The 22,280-nt window shown below is 68.1% G+C and carries 24 protein-coding genes; all 24 read right to left on the reverse strand.

The window, feature by feature from the left end; translation table 11 throughout:
* Window positions 1–100 precede the first annotated feature (100 nt).
* Complete coding sequence (locus Q7W02_28100; protein MDO8479989.1) at window positions 101–814, reverse strand: ABC transporter ATP-binding protein; 714 nt, start codon at window positions 812–814, stop codon at window positions 101–103.
* Window positions 792–1,526 (reverse strand): ABC transporter ATP-binding protein, encoded by a 735-nt coding sequence (locus Q7W02_28105; protein ID MDO8479990.1) that lies wholly within the window; start codon window positions 1,524–1,526, stop codon window positions 792–794. Before Q7W02_28105 ends, Q7W02_28100 begins: the two co-directional genes overlap by 23 nt.
* Window positions 1,523–2,470, reverse strand: a complete 948-nt coding sequence (locus tag Q7W02_28110) for a branched-chain amino acid ABC transporter permease (protein ID MDO8479991.1) — start codon at window positions 2,468–2,470, stop codon at window positions 1,523–1,525. Before Q7W02_28110 ends, Q7W02_28105 begins: the two co-directional genes overlap by 4 nt.
* An 8-nt stretch (window positions 2,471–2,478) precedes the next feature.
* Window positions 2,479–3,351, reverse strand: coding sequence for a branched-chain amino acid ABC transporter permease (locus Q7W02_28115; GenBank protein ID MDO8479992.1), 873 nt, complete (start codon window positions 3,349–3,351; stop codon window positions 2,479–2,481).
* Between the two features lie 33 nt (window positions 3,352–3,384).
* Complete coding sequence (locus tag Q7W02_28120) at window positions 3,385–4,671, reverse strand: ABC transporter substrate-binding protein (protein ID MDO8479993.1); 1,287 nt, start codon at window positions 4,669–4,671, stop codon at window positions 3,385–3,387.
* A 13-nt stretch (window positions 4,672–4,684) separates the two neighbouring features.
* A complete protein-coding gene (locus Q7W02_28125) occupies window positions 4,685–5,098 on the reverse strand; it encodes an acyl-CoA dehydrogenase family protein (protein ID MDO8479994.1) in 414 nt (137 codons plus the stop codon).
* Between the two features lie 29 nt (window positions 5,099–5,127).
* Window positions 5,128–5,985 carry a 3-hydroxybutyryl-CoA dehydrogenase gene (locus Q7W02_28130; GenBank protein ID MDO8479995.1) on the reverse strand — a complete coding sequence of 286 codons (858 nt, stop codon included), beginning with the start codon at window positions 5,983–5,985 and terminating at the stop codon, window positions 5,128–5,130.
* 55 nt (window positions 5,986–6,040) lie between these two features.
* Window positions 6,041–6,394: a hypothetical protein gene (locus Q7W02_28135; GenBank protein MDO8479996.1), complete on the reverse strand. Its 354-nt coding sequence runs from the start codon at window positions 6,392–6,394 to the stop codon at window positions 6,041–6,043.
* Between the two features lie 132 nt (window positions 6,395–6,526).
* Window positions 6,527–7,051, reverse strand: coding sequence for an adenine phosphoribosyltransferase (locus tag Q7W02_28140; GenBank protein MDO8479997.1), 525 nt, complete (start codon window positions 7,049–7,051; stop codon window positions 6,527–6,529).
* A 53-nt stretch (window positions 7,052–7,104) separates the two neighbouring features.
* Entirely contained in the window at window positions 7,105–7,509 is a 405-nt protein-coding gene (locus Q7W02_28145) for an HAD-IA family hydrolase (protein ID MDO8479998.1), read from the reverse strand.
* A 234-nt stretch (window positions 7,510–7,743) separates the two neighbouring features.
* Window positions 7,744–9,654, reverse strand: coding sequence for a response regulator (locus Q7W02_28150; protein ID MDO8479999.1), 1,911 nt, complete (start codon window positions 9,652–9,654; stop codon window positions 7,744–7,746).
* Window positions 9,655–9,661: 7 nt separating this feature from the next.
* On the reverse strand, window positions 9,662–10,114 hold the full coding sequence (locus tag Q7W02_28155) for a response regulator (protein MDO8480000.1): 453 nt from the start codon (window positions 10,112–10,114) through the stop codon (window positions 9,662–9,664).
* A 2-nt stretch (window positions 10,115–10,116) separates the two neighbouring features.
* Entirely contained in the window at window positions 10,117–12,522 is a 2,406-nt protein-coding gene (locus Q7W02_28160) for a cache domain-containing protein (GenBank protein MDO8480001.1), read from the reverse strand.
* A gap of 358 nt (window positions 12,523–12,880) precedes the next feature.
* Window positions 12,881–13,066: a hypothetical protein gene (locus tag Q7W02_28165; GenBank protein ID MDO8480002.1), complete on the reverse strand. Its 186-nt coding sequence runs from the start codon at window positions 13,064–13,066 to the stop codon at window positions 12,881–12,883.
* A gap of 95 nt (window positions 13,067–13,161) precedes the next feature.
* Entirely contained in the window at window positions 13,162–13,926 is a 765-nt protein-coding gene (locus Q7W02_28170; protein ID MDO8480003.1) for an enoyl-CoA hydratase-related protein, read from the reverse strand.
* Window positions 13,927–13,931: 5 nt separating this feature from the next.
* Complete coding sequence (locus Q7W02_28175; GenBank protein ID MDO8480004.1) at window positions 13,932–14,252, reverse strand: rhodanese-like domain-containing protein; 321 nt, start codon at window positions 14,250–14,252, stop codon at window positions 13,932–13,934.
* A 28-nt stretch (window positions 14,253–14,280) separates the two neighbouring features.
* Window positions 14,281–15,396: an ABC transporter ATP-binding protein gene (locus Q7W02_28180; protein MDO8480005.1), complete on the reverse strand. Its 1,116-nt coding sequence runs from the start codon at window positions 15,394–15,396 to the stop codon at window positions 14,281–14,283.
* Entirely contained in the window at window positions 15,393–16,562 is a 1,170-nt protein-coding gene (locus Q7W02_28185) for an MFS transporter (protein ID MDO8480006.1), read from the reverse strand. The genes Q7W02_28180 and Q7W02_28185 overlap by 4 nt, the downstream gene beginning before the upstream one ends.
* Window positions 16,563–16,565: 3 nt before the next feature.
* Window positions 16,566–18,233, reverse strand: a complete 1,668-nt coding sequence (locus tag Q7W02_28190) for an iron ABC transporter permease (protein MDO8480007.1) — start codon at window positions 18,231–18,233, stop codon at window positions 16,566–16,568.
* A gap of 67 nt (window positions 18,234–18,300) precedes the next feature.
* Window positions 18,301–18,636 (reverse strand): STAS domain-containing protein, encoded by a 336-nt coding sequence (locus Q7W02_28195; protein ID MDO8480008.1) that lies wholly within the window; start codon window positions 18,634–18,636, stop codon window positions 18,301–18,303.
* Window positions 18,637–18,662: 26 nt separating this feature from the next.
* A complete protein-coding gene (locus Q7W02_28200; protein MDO8480009.1) occupies window positions 18,663–19,112 on the reverse strand; it encodes an ATP-binding protein in 450 nt (149 codons plus the stop codon).
* Window positions 19,113–19,250: 138 nt separating this feature from the next.
* Window positions 19,251–21,545: a PAS domain S-box protein gene (locus Q7W02_28205; protein ID MDO8480010.1), complete on the reverse strand. Its 2,295-nt coding sequence runs from the start codon at window positions 21,543–21,545 to the stop codon at window positions 19,251–19,253.
* 189 nt (window positions 21,546–21,734) lie between these two features.
* The gene (locus Q7W02_28210; protein MDO8480011.1) at window positions 21,735–22,010 is read right to left on the reverse strand and encodes a hypothetical protein; all 276 of its coding nucleotides are present in this window, start codon (window positions 22,008–22,010) and stop codon (window positions 21,735–21,737) included.
* 24 nt (window positions 22,011–22,034) lie between these two features.
* Window positions 22,035–22,277: a hypothetical protein gene (locus Q7W02_28215; protein MDO8480012.1), complete on the reverse strand. Its 243-nt coding sequence runs from the start codon at window positions 22,275–22,277 to the stop codon at window positions 22,035–22,037.
* Window positions 22,278–22,280: the final 3 nt, after the last annotated feature.

Below are 22,280 nucleotides of genomic sequence, written 5' to 3' on the forward strand. Positions count from 1 at the left end.
GAGGCGGCGCCCGAACGCCGCACGCGAGGCGTACTCCTGTACGTCGAACGTGCGGCCGAGGGCGCCAACGAAGCAGATGGGCCCTTATCGGCGGCCTGGGTTAGAGGCCGAGGTAGGCCTGTTTGATGTGGGGGCTCGCGAGCAGGACCTCGCGCGCGCCTTCGAGCGCGATTCGCCCGTTCTCGAGGACATAGCCGCGGTGGCAGAGCTGGAGCGCGCGCAGGACGTTCTGCTCCACCAGCAGGATGGTCAAGCCTCCCCGGTTGATGCGCTCCAGATCGTCGAAGATCGTTCGCACCACGACGGGGGCCAGACCCAGGCTGGGCTCATCCAGCATCAGAAGACGCGGCTTCGCCATGAGCCCGCGGCCGATGGCGCACATCTGCTGCTCGCCGCCCGACAGCGTGCCCGCCACCTGCCTCTGCCGCTCGGAGAGCCGCGGGAAGAGATCGAAGACCCACGCGAGCGTCTCGGCCCGGCGCCGGCGCGCGTCGACCGACCTGGCGCCCAGCTCGAGGTTCTCTCTGACCGTCATCGTGGGGAAGAGCTGGCGGCCCTCGGGTACGTGCGCGATGCCGCGCGCGACGACGCCCGCGGGACCGAGACCGTCGAGGCGCTCGCCGGCGAACTCGATGCTCCCGCTGCGGAGCGGCAGCAGGCCGGAGACGGCCCGGAGCGTCGTCGTCTTCCCCGCCCCGTTGCCGCCGATGAGCGCCACCGTCTCGCCCTCACGCACCTCGAGCGAGACCTCGTGGACGGCCGTCATATCGCCGTACCCAACCTGGATCCCGTCAAGGCGCAGCAGGGTGGACATACTCCTCCCCGAGGTAGGCTTCGATGACCCGGCGGTCGGCGGCGACGGCTCGCGGCGGACCCTCGGCGATCTTCTCGCCGAACGAGAGCACCACGATGCGGTGCGAGAGCGACATGACGGCGCGCATGTTGTGCTCGATGAGCAGCACGGACACCCCGCCCGCGTTGATGGCGCCGACCAGCCGGACCATGGTGTCGATCTCGGTCGCATTGAGGCCGGCCATGACTTCGTCGAGTAAAAGCAGAGTTGGTTCCGTGGCGAGCGCGCGAGCCAGCTCGAGCCGCTTGCGGTCGGCGAGCGTCAGCCCCGCGGCGGGCTCGCGCAGCCGCGCGCCGAGCCCGACGCGCTCCACGACGGCCCGCGCCGCATCGAGGGCCTCCCCCATGGCGGGATGCCGGGAGAGCGCCGCGATCCTGACATTCTCGACGACGGAGAGCTGCGGGAACGGCCGGACGATCTGGAAGGTGCGCGCCAGCCCGAGCCGGCAGATCTCGTGGGGCTTGAGGCCGTGGAGGCGGCGGCCGCGGAAGCGAACCTCTCCCGAGTCGGACGCAAGGAAGCCCGAAAGCAGGTTGAAGACCGTGGTCTTCCCCGCCCCGTTGGGCCCGATCATCCCGAGCATCTCGCCCTGGGCCATGGACAGGTCGAGGCCGCCGACGGCCTGGAGACCCCCGAAGCGCTTGCTGAGTCCCGAGACCTCGAGCAGGGTCATGCCGACCGCCTCCGCGCGAGCCGCAGGAGCGCCGGGTACGCGCCCTGGGGCAGGAACAGCACCACGGCGATCAGCAGGAGGCCGTAGACGATCAGGTGCGCGCCGTTCCAGCCGCCCTGCGAGAAGTACGTGCGCGAAATCTCGGCGAGGGGGCTCAGGATGAACGAGCCGATGATGGGGCCCAGCACCGTGCCGGCGCCGCCCACGATGGGCCGGATGATGATCTCCACCGACAGCGGGATGCCGAAGACCGCGTTGGGCTGCAGCGAGAAGAGGTAGAAGGCGTAGAACGTCCCGCCCACGCCCGTGAGGAAGGACGACAGCACCATCGCCAGCATCTTGCAGCGGAAGGTGTCCACACCCAAGGCCTCGCAAGCGCCCTCGTCCTGGCGGATGGCCATGAGGTACGAGCCCAGGCGGTGGCGCTCGAGTGCCCACACGAGCGCCGTCGCTCCCAGCATGAGCGCGAGGGCGACGTAGTAGTAGACGCGGTTGTCCTGGAACTGGAACTGCCGCGGGTTGCCCGTGAACGTGATGTAGAGGCCGAGCGCACCGCCGACGGCGTCGACGTTCAACGCCACGACGCGGCAGATCTCGGCGAAGGCGACCGTCAGCAGGACGAAGTAGAAGCCGCGCAGGCCGAACCGGAAGCCCAGATAGCCGATGACCGCCCCGAGCGCCGCGGCCAGCACCCCGCCGATCCACATGCCGATCCAGGGCGTGAGCCCCGCGTGCATGGACAGGAGGGCCGCCGCGTAGCCGCCGACGCCGACGAAGGCCGCGTGCCCCGCGGATAGCTGCCCCGCGTAGCCGCCGACGATGTTCCAGGCCTGGCCGAGGTAGGCGTAGAAGAAGATGAAGATCAGCACGGTGACCACGTAGGAGCTGACGACCCACGGCAGCGCGACGAGGACTGCCACGGCCAGGAGCGCGGCAAGCTTCATGCGGGGGCTCAGGCCGTGGTCTTGCCGAAGAGGCCGGCCGGCCGGAAGAGCAGGATGGCGATCAGGAGCCCGAAGCTGACCAGCTCCTTCATCGAGGGGGAGAGGAACACGGCGCCCATGGATTCGGCGACCGAGACGAGGATGCCGCCGGCAAAGGCGCCCGGGAGGCTGCCCATGCCGCCGATGATGACGATGTTGAACGAGGTCACGGAGAGCCCAAGGCCGCTCGTCGGCTGGAAGGGCAAGATGGGCGACACCAGCGCCCCGGCGGCGCCCACGCAGGCGGCGCCGACGCCGAAGGCGGCGGCGTAGACACGCCGCACGTCCGCCCCGATGACCCGGGCGCCGTACGGGTTGTCGGCGGCGGCGCGCATGGTCCGGCCGAGGTCGGTGCGCGAGAGAAACAGCCACAGCGCAGCCGTGAGCGCCATCGCGACCCCGAAGGTCAGCAGGCGGGCCAGGTCGACGAAGATGGGGCCGAGCCACACGGTGGACTGGCTGAGCGGCGAGCGCACGCGCGTCGGATCGGGACCGAAGGCGACCAGCGCGGCGTTCTCGAGGACGAGGGCGACGCCGAGCATCAGGAGGATCTGCATCTCGTGCGGCGCGTCCACGATGCGGTCGACGAGTCCCCGCTGAACCGCGAACCCGAACAGGAAGAGCGCCGCGCCGCAGACGACGAAGCCCACGTAGGGGTCGATCCCAGCGCGGGAGGCGAGCAGCCAGGCGAGGTACATGCCCCAGACCATCATGTCGCCGTGGGCGAAGTTGACGACGCGCATCACCCCGAAGATCAGGGTGAGCCCGACGGCCATCAGGCTGTAGACACCGCCGAAGAGGAAGCCGCTGAGCAGGCCCTGTCCGATGAGGGTCGGATCCACCCTACTGCCCTCCCGGCCGGGGCCCGCCGGCGGTCAACGCTTGGGACGCGGGAAGACGAACTTCTGGAGCGCGGCCTCCTTGGGCCACACCGCGACGGGCTTCTGGTTGAGGATCTGCACCATGGTCGTGATCGCGTTGGGGTTGTCGCCGATCTCGTTGAAGACGACCGGGCCGGCATACTGCATCAGGCCGCCCGTGTAGTTCGTCTTCTTGATGGCCTCCACGATGGTGTCCGGATCGGCGGACTTCGCGCGCTCGAGGATGTCGGCGATGAGCATCATGCCGTCGTAGGAGTACCCGGAGTTCGTATCGAACGTCTTGCCGCCCGAGCGCTTCAGGTAGTCCTCCGCCACCTTCTGGGTGCGCGGGTTCTTGAAGTTTGCCCACGGCAGGCAGCTCATGACGTACTCCAGGTCTTCCTTCAAGGCGGCGAGCTGGCCGGCCTCGTAGAGACCGGGGCTCCCCGGCCCGACGATCCCCAGGATGTCGAGCCGCTGCTTGCGGATCTCGGGCAGCAGGAGCTGGGCGCTGGCCGGGCGCGTGATGGGCGCGATGACGTCGGGCTTGGCCGCCTTGGCGCGCGAGACCTCCGTCGAGAGATCCTGGGGTGGCTCCGGCCACGGGATCACGTCGACGATGTCCCAGGACGGCTTCGCCGCCGCGTGCGCGGCCTGGAAGCCCTTCGCGTTGTTCTGGCCGAACAGGTCGTTGGCGTACATCAGGACGACCCGCTTGGGCGAGACCCCGGCTTCCTTGAAGATCTCGCCGAAGTACTGGACGGCCTTCCGGCCGAAGGACGACCCGGTTGGAAAGTTGCGGTAGACGTACTGGACCTTCTGCTGCCCTTCCTTGACCGCCTTGGCCACATTCGCCGTGATCGGGTCGGCCGCGGCGATGTCGACCAGGAACGGTATGCGCCGCTGCTGCGTCACGGGGACCATGGCCGCCGTGCTGCCGGAGTCGAAGGAGCCCATCAACATCTGCGCGCCCTGGTTGATCACGCGCTCGGCCTCGGTCCGCCCCACGTCGGGTTTCGTCTGGGTGTCCCCGAGCACCAGCTCGAGCTTCATCCCGCCCAGCGCCTTGATCCCGCCGGCGGCGTTGATGGCGTCGGCGGCCATCTGGGCGCCCAGCCGGGAGGCCTGCCCCGGTTCGGCGAGCGGCCCCGTCACGGGATGGACGACGCCGACCTTGAAGGTGGGCGCCTGCGCCCGCAGCACCGCGGGAAAGCCCGCGAGCGCCGTCGCGCCCGCCGCGGCTCCCGCCGTCTTGAGGAAGGTCCTGCGATCCGTGCCTTTGCCTGTCCGGTGCTCTCGCATCACGACCCCCTTGTCAGAGCGTTCCTATGAGCTGTTGGGCGATGATCATACGCTGGATCTGGTTGGTGCCTTCGTAGATCTGGGTAATCTTGGCGTCGCGTATGTAGCGCTCGACCGGGAATTCCCGCGTGTAGCCGTAGCCGCCCAGGTTCTGGACGATGAAGATGGTCGAGGTCGCGGCGCAGGCCGAGGCGACCTCCTCTGACGCGAGACAAAAGGCGAGCGAGCCGACGGCCGTGCCGCCGTAGGCCTCGGGGATGTGCAGGCCCATGAGCCCCTGCTTGCCCAGGACCGCGAGCTGGTCGTGAGGGTACTCGCCGGTCTCGTCCACGCGGGCGGCCAGCGGCGCGATGCGCTCCCGGGCGATCTCTCGGGCGAGATCGCGGACGGCCCGCTGCTCGTCGCTGAGATAGAAGAGATTGTGCATGGGCGGCGTTGCCCGGTGGCGCCAGTCGGTTATTTCCGGCTGTAGTCGTAGAAGCCGCGCCCAGTCTTGCGCCCGAGCCTGCCCGCCATCACCATGCGCTTGAGGAGCGGCGGGGGCGCGTACCTGGGCTCGCGGAACTCCTCGAACATCACCTCGGCGACGAACATGGTCGTGTCCAGCCCGACCAGGTCCAGCAGGGTGAACGGCCCCATCGGGTATCCGCAGCCGAGCTTCATCGCCTGGTCGATGTCCTCGAGCGTGGCGAGGCCGCCCTCGTAGACGCGGATGGCGTCGAGGAGGTAGGGCACGAGCAGCCGGTTCACGATGAAGGCGGTCGAATCCTTGGTCTTGACCGGCACCTTGCCGACGGCCTGCACCCACTCGAAGGCGGCCGCAACCGTCGCGTCGTCGGTCAGGATGGACTGCACGACCTCCACGAGCTTCATGAGCGGCACCGGATTGAAGAAGTGCAGTCCCAGCACCTGCCCCGGGCGCTTCGTAGCGGCGGCCATCGCGGTGACGTTGCACGAGGAGGTGTTCGACGCCAGCAGCGCGTGAGGCCGGCAGATAGCGTCGAGCCTGGCGAAGGTCTCGTTCTTCAGCAGCTGGTTTTCGGTGATGGCCTCGATGACGAGGTCGCAGTCCTTGAGGTCTTCGAGCTGGGTCGAGCCCTTGAGACGCCCCAGCGTCTCGTCCTTGGCCCGCTCCTCCATCTTGGCCTTGGCGCAGAGCCCCTCGAGGCTTTTGCGCATCCCATCCAGCCCCTTGTCGAGGAAGGCCTGGTTGGCCTCGATCACCACGGTCGGAAAGCCGGCCTGCGCCGAAACCTGCGCGATGCCGGAACCCATGAGCCCGCAACCGATCACACCGACCTGCTTGATGGCCATACGCGAGCGACCTCCTCCGGGCGAGGTGCGGATTGCGACGCGAAGCGGCGGCGGGCTACTTGCGGCCGCGGCCGGGCAGCGACCGCAGGGCCATCATCTCGTGCTCGACATCGCCTGGCGGGCACGGGTTCCTGATGGTCATCGTGACCGACGCGGCGTCGGTGCCGTACCGGACCGAGCCGTCGGGCATCACCTGCGGCTGGTCGAAGCGCACGGGCTTGGCCTGGACCGCGTCGGGTCGGAGCATCTCCCGCATCACCGACTCGGGCTTCTCGACGGGCCGCGAGAGCATCTGGAGGATCATCGGCGCGTTGAGACCCTGGCGGACCTCCTCGGCGGCGGCGGGCGTGCTGATGCCCCCCGCCAATGCGGCCGACAGCAAGAGCACGATCACAATCCGCCTAGTCATGCAGCCCTCCGTCACGCCCGCCACTATCCATCACCCGCCCCATCATAGCCGGACCGACCTCGATCGTGGCAAGGAATCGTACTGCCGACCCCTTAGTCATATTGCCAACTCTTTAGTCATACTGCCAACTCCTTAATCATACTGAATGAGGGACTCGATGCGGTAGCCCTTCAGCCGCTCGCGCCCCTTGAGAAATCTCAGCTCGATCAGGAACTCGCAGGCGACCACGGCGCCTCCCAGCCGCTCGACCAGGCGCAGCGTCGCGGCCATCGTGCCGCCCGTCGCGAGGAGGTCGTCCACGGCCAGGACCGTCTGGCCCTTGGTGATGGCGTCCTCGTGGATGGCGAGCACATCCCGGCCGTACTCGAGCTCGTACTCTTCCTCGATCACCGCGGCGGGGAGCTTGCCCTTCTTGCGCACGGGCACGAAGCCCGCCCCGATCTCTCGCGCCAGCACGCCGCCGAAGATGAACCCGCGCGACTCTACACCGACCACGACGTCGACCGAGCCCTTCCGGTACTTCGCGGCCAGATGCTCGATCACTGCCGCCCACGCCGGCCCGTCCTTGAGCAGCGTGGTGATGTCTTTGAAGAGAACGCCCTCGGTGGGGAAGTCCTTGATATCGCGGATCTTTGCCCTCAGCGACGCCACGTCCATGACGGGGAAGGATGTTACCCGCCGCAAAGGAATGACGCAACACGAAAAAGCCGTCAGCGCATCAGTCGTGAGGCCAAATCGCCGAGGTCGGCGACGATCAGATCGGCATGGGTGGCGCCGGGCCGCCCGGCAGCAGCGTAGTGGACGCCGCGCATCCCGACGCCCTGCGCCCCCTGCACGTCGGCGACGGGATTGTCACCGACGTGGGCCGCTTCACCCGCCCCGATGCCGAGCTCCGCGAGGGTTCGCCGGAAGATCTCGGCGTCGGGCTTACGGTAGCCGACCTCGTCGGAGTAGGCGACGGCCGTGAAATGGCGCAGGAGATCGTGCCGCTCGAGGACCCGCCGCAGGATGACGCCCGGAGTCCGGCCGGTGTTGGAGATGATGCCGCGCGCGACACCCCGCGACGCGAGCTCGCGCACGGCCTCCGCCGCCCGCGGCGTGAGCTCTGGCGGCACGTGGAGCACCGGCTCGATGTAGCCGGCGAGCGCCTCCTCGAAAAGGGCGGGCGTCAGGACGTTGTGGTCGATTACGAGCCAAGGAGCTACGTGCTCGTCGTGCCGTCGGTAACCTAGAGATTATCAATAGAAAGCCGGCGGGTACGCCGCGGGCCGAAGGCGGTTGCGACTAAGCCGTCCCCGGCGCCCGAGTGGCGTTCACAATTCGACGGTTGGGAGCGGAGGATAGCCGTTCTAGCGCCGCGCCAGTGCCTCGCGGACTTTTCTCGCCAAGTCGTCTGGGGTGAACGGCTTGCGCAGAAGGAATCGAGCAGGCCCGCTTGCAGCAGCCGCGGCGATCATCTCGTCCGTGTACCCTGACATGTAAAGGACGCGCAGCCCGGGGCACGTAGTGGCCAGGCGTTGCGCCAGTTCGGATCCAGGCATCGCCGGCATCACCATGTCCGTCAGGAGCAGATCAATGGCTCCGTTCCGCCGTTCCCCGATGGTGAGTGCTTCGAGCGGATCGCCTGTCTCAAGGACCGTGTAGCCGCACGTCTTCAAGATCTCGGACGCGAGCCGCCGCACTTCCTCGTCGTCCTCGGCGAGCAGAACAGTCTCAGTCCCTCGCATCAGATCTCGCGGCGATACTTTCGGAGCTTCCGTGGCGTTAACCGGCTCCGTAATCCGAGGCAGGTAGGTCGTGAAGGTCGTCCCGCGGCCTAGTGCGCTATCGACTCCAATGTAGCCGTCACTTTGGTGCACGATGCCGTGTACGGTTGAGAGGCCAAGGCCGGTTCCTTTGCCCGGTTCTTTAGTGGTGAAGAACGGCTCAAAGATCCGTGCCAGGGTCAGCGAATCCATCCCGCACCCCGTATCCTGAACACTCAGGGTGACATACCGGCCTGGAGGCACATGGCCTTGCGCATGGAGAGCAGCCTCCTGCACGTCTCGGCGCGCGGTCTTGATTTTCACCATCCCGCCGTCCGACATCGCGTCCCGAGCATTCACGACTAAGTTCATGACTACTTGCTCGACTTGCCCGGGATCGGCCATGACGTGACCAAGGCCGCTGCCCGGCACGATCACGACCTCGATATGCTCCCCGATCAAGCGTTTCAGCATGGGCGCCACGCCGGCCACAAGCGCGTTGAGATCGAGCGGCTTCGGCTCCAGGACCTGCTTGCGGCTAAACGCGAGGAGCTGGCGGGTGAGACCGGCGGCCCGTTGGGTGGTCTTCTCGATCAGGTCGAGATCCCTGCGCGCCGGATCATCCGGGCGCAGCTTCCGGAGCAGGAGGCTGCTGCGGCCCCCGATGACAGTGAGCAGGTTGTTGAAGTCGTGGGCGATGCCGCCTGCCAGTTGGCCAAGGGCTTCTATCTTCTGGGCCTGTCGAAGCTGCGCCTCGAGCTGTTTGCGCTCGGTGATGTCCTGGAAACTCCACTCGGAGTGCAGCACACACCCGCCGGCGTCTCGCACCAGCCCAACACTGGCGGTCACCCAGGCCAGCGTCCCGTCCCCGCGCCGCCCGTGAATCTCAAAGTTGTGCACGGTATCCTGGCTCTCGAGGATCGCCGATAATCGACCCCAATCTTCCGTGTCCGTGAACAGCTCTCGCGAGTTGATCCGGAGAAACGACGCCACATCGGGATAGCCCCAGATGCGAGCCGCCGCCGGATTCGCGGCGAGGATGCGACCGTCCGGCAGCGACCGGACGAGCCCAACCGGGGCGCCCTCGAACAGGGCCTGGTAGCGGACCTCGGCAGCCCGCGCGGCGGCACGCTGCCGAGCGTGCTCCACCGCGCTCCGGGCCGCCGCCGGCATGCGAAGAAAGCGCTGCTGGTCCTTGAGCACATAATCGTCCAGCCCCTTGCGTAACGCCGCCACGGCGATCTCCTCAGTCAGGGTCCCCGTGCAGAGAATCACTGGGCAGTCCGGCCATCGGGCCTTTATGGTATCCAGCAGGGTGAACCCGTCCGTGAACCCCATGTTGTAGTCGGTGATAACGAGATCGTAGGGCTCAGCGTTCAGAGCACGCTCGAGCGCCTCGGCATCGCCGACTTCGCATACCTCCAACGGCTCGAACTCTTGCTCGAGGGCGCGGCGGATAAGCACACGATCATCCGAGCTGTCATCGATGAGCAGAATCCGGAACTGGTCGTCCATTAGCGTTTTATGCCCGGCCAATCTCCGGCTGTTCGTTCAGGATCAGCCAGTAGAGGTTCACGCTCTTGACCATCTCCAGCAGGGCCTCGAAGCCCACCGGCTTGGTCAGGTACGAGTTGACGCCAAGGTCATACGCGCGGTTGACATCGACACTCTCGCGTGAGGATGTCAGCACCACCACGGGCAACCGCTTGAGGGTGCCGTCTTGGCGGACCCATTTGAGCACTTCGAGCCCCGAGCGCCGCGGAAGCTTGAGATCCAGTAGCATGAGCACCGGCAGGGAAAATTGGCGCCGGTCGGAAAAGGGCGGGTCACCCTTGAGGTAGGCCACCGCCTCCTCGCCGTCCCGGACCAGCTGAACCGAATTCGCCAGGTTTGCCTTGCGGAAGGCTCGCTGGATCAGGAGCGCGTCATCCGGAGAATCCTCGACGAGCAGAATCGGGTAGGCGTTCGCGTGCATGATCAGGCCTCCGCGCTCTTGAGTTCCACCCAGAATCGGCTCCCCTGGCCGAGGGTCGATTCGACCCCCACTTGGCCGCCGAGGCGGGCTATCCCTTTCTGAACGATGGCCAAGCCGATCCCGGTTCCGGGATACTGCTCGACCCCGTGGAGCCGCTCGAACGCCCGGAAGATGCGTTCACGATGCTCCGCGATGATCCCGATCCCATTGTCCTCCACGCCGAGCCGAACCCAATCCCCGCGTAGCTCAGTCCAGATCCTAACGCGGGGTGGCGTGTCCGGGGCCACGAATTTCACGGCATTCGTGAGGAGATTCGCAAGGACCTGGCCGAAGACCGCTCGATGCGCCATCACCCGCGCCAGGGGCCGGTCGACGGTGATCTCGGCCCCGCGGTCCTTGAGCTCCGTCGCCAGCTGCCCACACACCTCATCGACCACCGTCTCGACATTGACCGGGTCGAGTCGCACCTCGGTTCGGCTCAGTCGGCTGTAGGCCAGGAGATCCTGAATCAGAGCGTCCATGCGGTGGCTCGCGGCCACGATGCGCTGCGCATAGTCCTGTCCGGTGGAATCCAGGCGCTCGCCGTAGTCCTCCAGCAGTGCTTCCGTGAACCCCTGCATGGCCCGGAGCGGCGCCCGGAGATCGTGCGAGATCGAATAGCTGAAGGTGTCCAGCTCCTGGTTCGCCGCTTCGAGCTCTTGCGTGCGCTCCTGCACCCGTTGCTCGAGCTCCATCGCCTGCCGTTTGACGCGCTCGTAGAGCCGAGACTGTGCGATCGCGATGGCAATTTGGGCCGCGACCTCGCTCGCGATGCTGACCTGCTCGGGCGAAAATGGCCCTGCGCCGCCGCCGAAGCTGAGCGCGCCGATGAGCTCCCCTCCGGCGATCATGGGCACCACCATGTACACGTGGACACCGCTGGCGAGCAGGGCCTCCGCCTCGGGGCTCCGCGGCAGGGCATCGACGTCGATCATCTGGAGCTCCCCGCGCCGCAGGGCGGCCACGTCACCCATCAGCGCGAGCGGGAACCGGACGCCAGGCCCGACATGGACGCGGCGGCGCCCGGCCGCCGCCAGCCACTCCACCTCGCCAGCCTCGAGGTCGAACAGGTTCACGATGGCGCGGGGGACCCCAAGCAGCTGACGTACCCGCCCGAGGGTCGCCTCGGCGATCACCGCCGGCGTCTCCGCGGCGAGCAGCCCGCGGTCGATCTCGTGGAGGATAGCGAGGCGCTCGGCCTGATGCCGGGTCGCGGCCTCCGCCTGCTGCCGCACGGCCGCCTCCTCGATGAGCTTCCGATTCATCGTCTCGACTTCGGCCGCCCGCTGTGCCAGGGCTTGGTGGGACTGCGCCACAGCGTCGGCCATCTGATTGAAGGCGCGCGCCAGTGTCGCCACTTCGTCCTGGCCGCTCACCGCGACCCGGGTCGACAGCTCGCCGGCCGCGATCCTCTTGCTCGCCTCGGCCAAGCGCAGCAGGGGGCGCGTGAGACGGCGAGCGAACCCCACGCCTACCGCGATGGCGCCCACGGTGCACCCGACGGCGATCCAGATCAGCACGGAACCGAGACGTGCCGCAGGGGCCTGAGCCGCGGCGGTGGACCTGATGACTACAACCCCCCAGTCGAACGGCTTGATCGGCACGTACGCACCAAGCATCTCGTCGCCGCGGCCGGGCCCGCGGAAGATCATCGTGCCCGCGCGTTTCGACAGCACCGCTTGGACCACTGGCTCGGCCCGCATGTCGCGGAGGGACTCCACTACAGCTCGCGAATCAGCGATGAGCCGGCCCTGGCTATCGACCAAATAGATGGCGCGCCCGTCGTCATGCGCCGCGACCGATACGAGACGGTTCATCGTCTGGAGGGAGAGCGCCCCGACCAATACGCCTGCCACGCGCCCATCGGCGTGGAGGACGGGCACGGCGGTCGCGACGACCGGCCGCTGGGTGGCTTTCGAGACGTAGACGCCCGAGAGGTACGGCTGTCGCGTTCGCATCGCCTCACGAAAGAAATCGCGGGAGGAAAAATCTTCGCCTACGGTCTCGGCGTGAGGCACCCGAGCCCGAATGATCCCCTGGGCATCCTGGACGAAGACATAGTCAAACTGCCGGAAGTGGCGGGCGACGTTCTCCAGGACCGTCCTGGCCTCGTGCCAGTTCCCGCTGGTGATCTCGTGACGCAGCTTCGGGCGCTCGGCGGCCTCCCGCATGATCGCCATGGCGTCAGCGACGTACTGCTCTACCGCGTAGGAGACCCCGAGCGCGACGGTGTGGTTGGTGGCCAGAGCGCGCTCACGGAGCGCCTCCGCGCTGCGCCAGACTGCGAGCCCGGCCATGAGGCCGATGCTCAGCAGGACAAGCAAGGCGACGCCCAGCGCAAGCTTGGCGGTCAGGCTCCGGACAGTCACGATCCCGTCACCCATCTCTGATAAGAGCTTGGCGCCGGCGGCCAAGGAGAGTCAACGTTTCTAGTGCCGCTGTGTAACTATTTGACATTACAGGCTGCTCACGAAACCAGGACCCTGCCCCGACCAGCCCGAATCCAGCCTTGCCGAAGGAATTATTCCATCTTGGTCATGACGCGGGCGCCCACTTCACGCGGCGGATCGGGACCCGGCTGGGCTGGTAGGGCTCGGGACCCGAATACCTTTGCGTTGGGCTCGGGCGAGGGCCTCTCTCATTGTTGCTGATGACCACGCAGGAGTTGGCGGGGAGACGCCCGGCCTTACACGCATCAAAGACGTAAGTCATGAGGGAACGCCACCTTTAGCTCGTTGTGGTTACCCTGCACGTCTGGCTGGCAGCGGGCGGCGCCTTCAGGAGGACTCGGGAGACGCCCGGCGACGCCGTCTCCAGGACGAGCCGGACCTGATCGGCGATCAGCGGATCGCGATGGCGGCCCCAGAAGCGCTCGACGAGCACGTGCTCGGAGCGGTCGTAGGCCTCCGCCACCTCAGCCTCGCCGATCCTGCTGCCGGCGCAGATTCTCCGGTGAGTCGCGGACGAGGGTTTCCCAGAAGTCGAACGTGACGGCCTTGATCATCCGCCTACTCGAACTTCGCCGGGCGCTTCTCGAGGAACGCCAGCGCGGCTTCGCGCCCCTCGCCCGTCGTGTAGTTCTGGGCGAACGCGTCGATGCCGATCCGGACGGCGGAGGCCAGGTCGGTGTTCCGCCAGCGGATCATCAGCTCCTTCTGGAGCCTGATGGCCGGCGGCGCGCACGCGAGGATCTTCTCGACGAGCGCGGCCGTGACCGCTTCCAGGTCCTCCGCCGGCGCCACACGGTTGACGAGTCCCCAGGCGAGAGCCTGGTCGGCGACGATACTGTCGCCCGTCAGGAGCATCTCGGCCGCGCGCCCGGGGCCGACGAGTGCGGGCAGGAGCGCCGCCTCGATCACCGAGGGCGCCCCCACCTTCACCTCCGGCAATCCCAGCTGGGCGCCGGCGGCGGCGACGCGGAGGTCGCAGGCCATCGCGAGCTCGAAGCCGGCGCCCAGGCACGGGCCGTTGACCATCGCGACGGTTGGGAAGGGCGCGTCGTGGACGGCGTGGATCGCCTCGTGCAGCGACGTGATGAGGGCCTTGGCCGTGGCGGGACTTAGGTCCCGGAGCACCTGCACCTGCATGCCGGCCGTGAACGCGCGCCCGGCGCCCGTCACGACGGCCGCGCGCACGCCTTCGTCCCGCGCGAGAGCCTCGAATGCCGCGCGCAGCTCGGCGATGAGCTCGGGGACGATCAGGTTGAGCGGCGGGCGGTCGAGCGTCACCCACGCGCAGCCCCTTTTCTTGTCGACGCGCACGAGCGAGGGCATAGGGGCTAGTAGCGGCGCATCGACGGATCGACGGCGCGGGCCCACGCGTCGAGGCCGCCCGCCAGGTTCCGGGCATTGGCGAAGCCGAGGCCGCGGAGGTACTCGGCGACGGCGGCGCTGCGCACGCCCTGGTGGCAGTAGACGATGATCTCGGTGGCCGGGTCGAGCTCGTCGGAGCGCAGCTCGATCTCCTCGATGGGGATGTGCAGGGCATTGTCGAGCCGGCAGAGGCGGGTCTCCCAGTCCTGGCGGACGTCGAGGAGCACGAGGGGTTCGCGCTGATCGAGCCGCTGCTTCAGCTCAACGGGCGTCAATTCGGGACTCATGGATGAAGGCCCTCCGGCTCCGACGATATCACGCCGCGGCCCCCTCGTCGGGGAGCAGGACGGACGTCTCGGGCGAAACCTCTACCCTGACCTGGTCGCCCAGCTTGAAGCTCCGCCCGACAAGGGCCGAGGTGATCATCTCGACCCTGATCGTGCCGCCGGGGATCGTCACGTCGTAGAGCTGGCGCGAGCCCTCGAAGACGTGGGCGGCCACCGTCCCCGGGATGCCGCCGGGCGCGAGCGCAGCCTCCTCGACGCGAAGCGCCTCAGGCCTCAGGCAGAGCAGCGCCCGGTCCCCCACCGACCAGGCGTGCGCCCCCGACGACACGGGCAGGCGCGCGCCGCCTCGGGTCTGGACGACCACGCCCATCTCGCGCAGCTCGATCACGCTCACCGGCACGAGGTTCGCGGCGCCGACGAACTCGGCCACGAACGCGTTCCGCGGCTTCCAGTAGATCTCTTCGGGCCGTCCCTCCTGCACGAGGGCGCCGTCGGAGAGCACCGCGATCCGGGTGGAGAGCGACAGCGCCTCGGCCTGGTCGTGGGTGACGTAGAGGGTCGTGATGCCGACGTCGCGGTGGAGTCTCGCCAGCTCGAGCCGCATCTGGGAGCGGAGCTGGGCGTCGAGGTTCGACAAAGGCTCGTCGAGGAGGAGGAGGCGAGGCTGGACGATCAGCGTGCGCGCGAGCGCCACGCGCTGCTGCTGGCCCCCGGAGAGCTGCGACGGCCGTCTCGTCTCGAAGCCCTCGAGCCCCACCTGCTGAAGCGCGGCCTTGACCTTGCGGTCGAGCTCGGCCCCGGAGACCCGGCGCTCGCGCAGCCCGAAGGCGACGTTCTCGAAGACGCTCATGTGCGGCCACAGCGCGTAGTGCTGGAAGACCATGCCCAGGTTGCGCTTCCACGGAGGCACGGAGTCGATCGGCTCGTCGTCCACGAAGATGCGCCCCTCGTCGGGCTGGGCGAAGCCCGCCAGCATGCGCAGGAGCGTGGTCTTGCCACAGCCCGACGGGCCCAGCAGGGTGTAGAACTCGCCGGGGCGTATGGAGATGGACACGTCTTTCACGGCCCACGCGGCGCCGTAACGCTTGCCCACCCCTTCCATGCGCACCTCGGACAGCCGGATCACCGTTTCGTCTTGCGTCACGTGCGTGCCTCCTTCGAAAAGCCCCCCGGCCCGGACAGACCCACGAGCAGCGGCACGACCAGGAGCCCCATGCCGGCCAGCACCAGGTAGACCGCGCCCGGAGGCATCCAGGCGAGGAGGGTCGTGGCGATGACCGGGCCCACGAAGGCGGCCGCGATCCGCGATGAGTTGACGATGCCGATGGCCGTCCCCGACGCGCGCTGCGCGATGGCCGCCACGGACAGCGGGAAGACCGGCGCGATGCAGAGCACCTGCAGGAAGCGGAGGACGCCGAAGCTCCAGACGCCGGGCGCGGCGGCCAGCGCCGCCAGCCCGAGCGACGAGGCCGCGAGGAACCACACGATGGTGCGCCGGTCGCCCACGATCTCGCCGACACGCGGGGCGAGCATCGCGCCGACCGCCGCGGCCGCCCCGGTGGCCAGGAGCAGAAACCCGCTCACCTCGAGCATGTCCGACGGAGCGACTCCCAGCGGCGGAAGGATCTGCGGCAGGATGGCCGTGAGAAAGAAGACCTGCGTCGAGCCCGCGAGGACCAGGAGGCAGACCGTCGCCACCTCCTTGACCGATGCCGTCGGCGGGCGCTCGTGTAGGGGCCGCTCCACCGGCCGGTACGGCACACCCCACGCGACCAGGGCCGAGCAGGCCCAGAGCATGAGGCCCGCCGCCACGAACGAAAACCGGAAGCCGATGCGGACGGCCACGAGCGCGCCCGCGGCCGGGCCGAGCACCTGCCCCAGCGTCATGCCGGACTGGATCGACGCGATACCACGCCGCACGTCGCGGCCGGAGCGCCCCACCATGATGAAGGCGAAGGTCGACACGGCGCCCATGAAGCCCAGCAGCATGCGCGAGAAGAACAGCTCCGGAAGGGTGCGGGCCATCGCCATGAGGAAGAAGCCCCCGCCCTGCAGGAGCTGGGTGAAGATGTACGACCGCTTCGGGTGGCGCTCGCCGAAGAAGCGCGCCGAGAACGGCGCCGTCACCACGGTCACGAGCGAGCTGACGCCGAGGATCCAGCCCGTCCAGCGGAGCGTCGCCGCCGCGTCCACCGTCGACATCTTCAGGATGTAGAAGGGCAGGCTGACGAACACGAACGACCAAGCGAAGGTGCCGAAGAACATCGAGAACGGCAGCACCCAGTCGCCCCGGAACGTTTGCTTAGCCATGCCCTACGCCCGGAAGAGCCCGGCGCCGCCGCGCGCGAGGCGCGTGGCGAGCCAGGTGCCGGCCGCGACGAGCGCGATGGCGACCACGCCGAGCGCGGCGCCGGGGCCGCGGCCCACGGCCGACTGCATGTAGAGATAAATGCCGTACGAGAGCGGCCCGAGCTCGACGTGCGGCACGAGAAGAATGGTCGATGAGAGATCCACCGCGGAGCTGACGAAGGCCAGGAGCCCGCCCGCGAGAAGCCCGCGCCCCATGAGCGGGAGCGTCACCTTGAGAAACGCGCGCGCGCGGCTGGCGCCCAGGTTCTGCGCCGCTTCTTCGAGCGAGACCGGCAGCTGCTGGAGCGCGGCGTAGGCGCCGCGCACCGTGTAGGGCAGCCGGCGCACGGCGTAGACGATGACGAGGATGAGCCAGGTCGAGGTCAGCGGCGCCCCCAGCCCCGGCACGCTCCAGCCGTGGAAGACGTGCAGGTACCCCACCGCCAGCACCACACCCGGCACCGCCAGCGGCATGGTGGCGATGGCATCCAGCCACTGCCGCCCGCGGGTCCGCCCGCGCAGCAGGAGCCAGGCGATGACGGTCCCCAGTCCCACGTCGAGCGCCGCCGCCAGCAGCGCGTAGCGCAACGTGTTCCAGATGAAGTGCGGCGCGCGGAAGAGGATCTCGTCGTAATTGCCCAGCGTATACACGGAGGGCAGCGGCGAGAGACTCCAGACCTTGGACACGGACAGGAGCGCGATGCCCACGTGCGGGAGAAGCGCCGGCCCCAGGAGCAGGATGGCAATCGCCCACACCGCGAGCGTCCCGGTCGCGCCGAGCGCCACGGCCGGCGTCTCGCCGCTCCGCCCGAGCGACGTGAAGTCACCGCGCCCCAGGAGCCCCTTCGAGATCCACAGCGCCGAGAGCGACAGCGCCACCAGCACGGCGCAGATGACATAGCCGTCCACGTCGGTCAACCCCACCGTCGTCACGCGCATGTAGGCCTGCGGCGCCAGCAGCTTGGTGTAGTTGAGCATGAGCGGAGTGCCGAGGTCGTCGATCACGCGGATGAATGTCAAGAGCGCTCCGGCCGCGTAGCCCGGCAGTGACAGCGGCAAGAGGACGCGACGAAAGAGCCGGAAGCCGGACGATCCCAGGTTCTGCGCCGCCTCTTCGAGCGACCGGTCGAGCGCCGAGAGCGCGGCCGCCGTGTTCAGCCAGATGAAGGGAAAGTAGTGGAGCGTCTGCACCATGATCACGCCCCAGAGCCCCTCCATGAACGGCACGGTCACGCCGAATCGCTCGAGGAGGAAGAGGTTGACCGTGCCGCTGCGCCCCAGGATCTGCTGGAACGCGACGGCCCCGACGAAGGGCGGGATGACGAGCGGCAGGAGTCCGAGCGTCGTCAGCAGCCCGCGCCCGGGGAAGCTGTAGCGGACCGTGAGCAGCGCCAGCGGCACCGCGATCAGGCTGCCCAGCGCCACCGCGAGCACGCCCGACACCAGCGTGTTAACGAGGGCCTCCCGGAAGAGCGGGCGCGCGAAGAAGGCGAGGAGCGGCGCCGCGGTCGGCCGGCCGTCCACCATGACCGCAACGGAAAGCACCTGGAGCAGCGGGTACACAATGCCCGCACCCAGCAGGAGGAGCAGGGACCACACCAGCGCGCTCTCGGCGCTCGGGCGCCGGGTCACGACATGCTGTTCGAGGTGAGACGTGGCCGAGCCGAAGGCGTGGCGGCTCGAGCTGAACGGCGAGGGCTCACCGCCAAGAGGCCAGCGCCTCCTGGCGTGTCGGGTGGATGCTCATGACCTTGATGAGGCGGGTCATCTCGAAGATGGCGCGAACGTCCTCCTGCAGGGTGCAGAGCCTGACGTCGCCCCCTGCGGCGCGCGCCTGCTTCATGGCGGCGACCAGGGCGCCCATGCCGGAGCTGTCGATGTAGCCGACGCCGCCCAAGTCCACCAGGAGGCGGGACTGCCCGCGGTCGATGAGACTCGCGAGCGTGCGCCTGACCGGGTCCACCGTGGCCATGTCGAGATCCCCGCGCGGCGCAACCACCGTCACCCCGTCCGCCTGCGTTACGTCGATGTCCATGGTCCTCCTTGAGTCACGGCTGGGGGTCACGGCTGGGCCCTCTTGGCGTCGGGTCCCCGGCCCTGGCGGTACTTGACCATGGTCCAGCGCGTGCCTCGCTCGCGGGCGACGTCGAACGAGAGGCTGTCGGCGATGGTCTTGACCAGGAAGAGCCCGTAGCCGCTGTCGGGCAAGGCGTCGAGATCGGGCGTCTCGTACCCGTCGGCGTCGAAGGGCTTGCCGAAGTCCTCGACCTCGATGACGAGCGAGTCGGCCGAGGAGCGGACCGAAACCTGGATGGGCTGGCCGCCCCGGCCTTCGTAGGCATGCTGGATGGAGTTCGCGCAGAGCTCGCCCACGGCCAGCAGGAGGTTGGACTGCTCCTGCTTCGGGACGCCGTGGTGGGCCAGCTCGTCGCGCAGCCACTTGCGCAGTCGCACGAGATGCTCGGCCTCGCTGGTCATGGAGAACGTGCTGCCGGCGGCCTTGGGCGTCACTTTGCTGTCACGCGGGCGGCAGGCGTACGGTTCGGGTCGAGCATCGCGCCGAACATGGTGCCGGTAAGAATAGCACGGAGACGGCGGGGCTTCTCAGGGCGCCTCCGGCCGGAGGCCGCATCGGGCACCAGGAAACCGTCACTGCGGCCGATCGAGCTCCTCGCGCACCTTGCGGGCGAGGGCGGCCGGGGTAAAGGGCTTCTGGAGAAGCGCGGTCCCCGGATCGAGCACGCCATGATGGACGATGGCGTTGTCCGTGTAGCCGGACATGTAGAGCACCTTGACGTCCGGTCGAAAGCGCTTGACTGCCTCTGCCAGAACGCGCCCGCTCATGTGGGGCATCACCACATCGGTGAGGAGGAGATGGATCGTGCCGTCCTGGCGCTCGGCGATGCGGAGCGCGTCCTCGACGTCCTGGCTTTCCAGCACCGTGTATCCGCTGCTCGCGAGGATGTCGCGCGTCAGGGCGCGAAGGTTGGCGTCGTCCTCGGCAAGCAGGACGACCTCGGTTCCTCGTCGCGCTGCCGCCTCTTCGGCCGCGACCGGAGCCGACTCGGAGGTCTCGGTTCTGGACAGGTAGACCCGTAAGGTCGTCCCGCTCCCCGGCTCGCTGTAGACGGTGATGTGGCCGCCGCTCTGCTTGACGATGCCGTAGGCCGTGGCGAGGCCGAGCCCCGTGCCCTTGCCGACCGCCTTCGTGGTGAAGAACGGCTCGAAGGCACGGGCGACGGTTGCCGCGTCCATCCCGACCCTGGTGTCGCTGATCGAGAGGACCTCGTACGGCCCCGGGGCCAGCTCGACCTGCTGCCGGGCGTAGGTCGGGTCCACGTCGACGTGGCGGGTTTCGAGCGTCAGCTGGCCACCCTCGGGCATCGCGTCCCGGGCGTTCACGGCCATGTTGAGAATCACTTGCTCGATCTGTCCAGGGTCTGCGGTGACATGGCCCAGTGCCGGGTCCAGGTCCATGATGACGTCCACGTCTTCCCCGAGCACGCGCTCGAGCAGTGTCCTCATCCCGGAGACGATCTCGTTGAGGTCGATCACCGCCGGCGCGAGAGTCTGCTTCCGGCTGAAGGCCAGGAGCTGACGCGTCAGGGCGGCGGCGCGGTCACCGGTTTGCTGGATGAGGAGCAGATCGCGCCGCATCGCGTGGCCTGCGGGGAGCTGGCTGAGCAGGAGGTACGAGCGCCCGCCGATCACCGTCAGGAGGTTGTTGAAGTCGTGGGCGATGCCGCCGGCCAGCCTCCCGATACCCTCCATCTTGACGGCCTGGCGCAGCTGCTCTTCGAGCTGCTTGCGCTCGGTGATGTCCACGAAGATCGCCATGCTGCCCGCCCGCTCACCCTGAGGGTCGAAGATGAATGCGCTCGACCTCAGGACGTCCACGAGACTGCCGTCCTTCCGGCGCCGCTGCGTCTCGTAGATGACATCCTCGCCGGTGAGGCTCCGGACCCGGCCGTCCTCGAACTCGGCGCGTCTGTCCTCGGGAACCGTGGGAAGCGGCCGGCCGAGCACCTCCTCCGCGCTCCAGCCGAACAGCCGGGTGGCCGCGTTGTTCCACAGCGTGACGCGCCCGTCCCGATCCAGGGCGACGATGGCCAGCACGGACGCGTCGATGAGCGTCCGGAGCGTCTGGCTCGTGTCCCGGAGCGTCCCCTCGACGCGCTTCCGCTCCGTGATATCCCGCGACACCCCGATGACTCCCGTGAGGGATCCGCTCGAATCGCGCACCGTGGTGAGCTTCGACTCCGTCCAGACGGTTGTTCCATCCTTGCACAACATCTCGAATTCCAGCATCCGGGACCGCGCCGGATCGCCGCGTCCGCTGCGCTCGATTTCCATCTCTTCCCGGAACACGCGCATGGCGAGATCGCGGGAGCCCGGCGCCAGCTGGTCGATCATGGGCCGCGCGATCACTTCGTCCGGTGTGAAGCCCCGGAGCTGCTGCACGGAGGGACTGACGTAGACCGCATTCATCCCCAGGTCGTAGAGCCCGATCACGTCGCTGATATTCTCGGCGAGAAGCCGGTACCGCTCCTCGGAGCGCCGGAGCGCGCCGTCGGCCCGCCGCCGCAATGTGCGGTCCTGCTTGACGGCGATGAAATACGCCGGATTGCCGCCGGCGTCCCGGACCGGGGTGATGGTCTGCTCTTCGACGTAGACCGAGCCGTCCTTGCGGCGATTGGTCATCTCGCCGGTCCAGCCCTTGCCCGAGGCAATCGTGGACCAGAGCTCTCGATAGAAGGCCGGTGGATGCTCGCCCGATTTGAGCAGGCGCGGGGTCTGGCCGATCGCCTCAGCGGAGGAGTACCCGGTCATCCGGGTAAACGCGGCATTGACCCAGAGAATGGTCCCCTGGGCATCGGTGATGACCACACCGTTGGCTACTGCTTCGAGGGCGGCTTGGGGAATCCCTTCCGGAAGGGGCGTCATCGTCCTGAATTTCGCAGCGTCACAGGACCTTACCTTCCTTCACGGGTCGGCGACGGGCTCGATCCAGTGGCGCGAGTGGAGAGCCACCCGCAGTTAATCTACCGTAGCGAGAATCGGTCGGCGGGTCAAGATTTGGATGGGCCCGCCGGGGGCTTCACTCGTGCGCCTCCCAGCGGTCGGAGAGGCCGGCTACCCGAGAACGCAGAAGCCCTGTGACTCGACCCCGAGCGGCACGTTGAACTTGCTGCGGAAATTCTCGAGCGCGACGACCGCGGTCAGCTCGACGATCTGCGCCTCGTCGAAGTGGGACCGGAGCCGCGCGAAGAGCTCGTCGCTGGCGCGCTGGCCCGTGATGGTCATGGCCTCCGCGTACTCGAGCGCCGCGCGCTCCATCTCCGAGAAGCGGCGGCTCTCCCGCCACGCCGGCACCTCGCGGATCTTGTCCTCGTCCGCCCCCGCCTGCATCCCCCTGGATGCGTTGATGTCGATTCAGAAGGGGCAGCCGTTGATCAGCGCGACACGGAGGTAGACGAGCGGCACGAGGAAAGCCGGCAGCCGCCCCGACTTCTCGATGGAGGCCGAGAGCTGCTTGGCCGCCTTCAGGATGGGCGGGCAGTGGGCGAAGACCTTCGTGGTGTTGAAGAGACCGCCGAAGAGCTCGCGCTCCTTGGCGAAGATGTCCTTGAGGATGGGATCGCCGCCGTCGTCTTCTATCTCGCGCACTCTCGGCATGGT

This window comes from Candidatus Rokuibacteriota bacterium, from assembly GCA_030647435.1.
In the GTDB taxonomy this organism is placed as follows: Bacteria; Methylomirabilota; Methylomirabilia; order Rokubacteriales; family CSP1-6; genus AR37.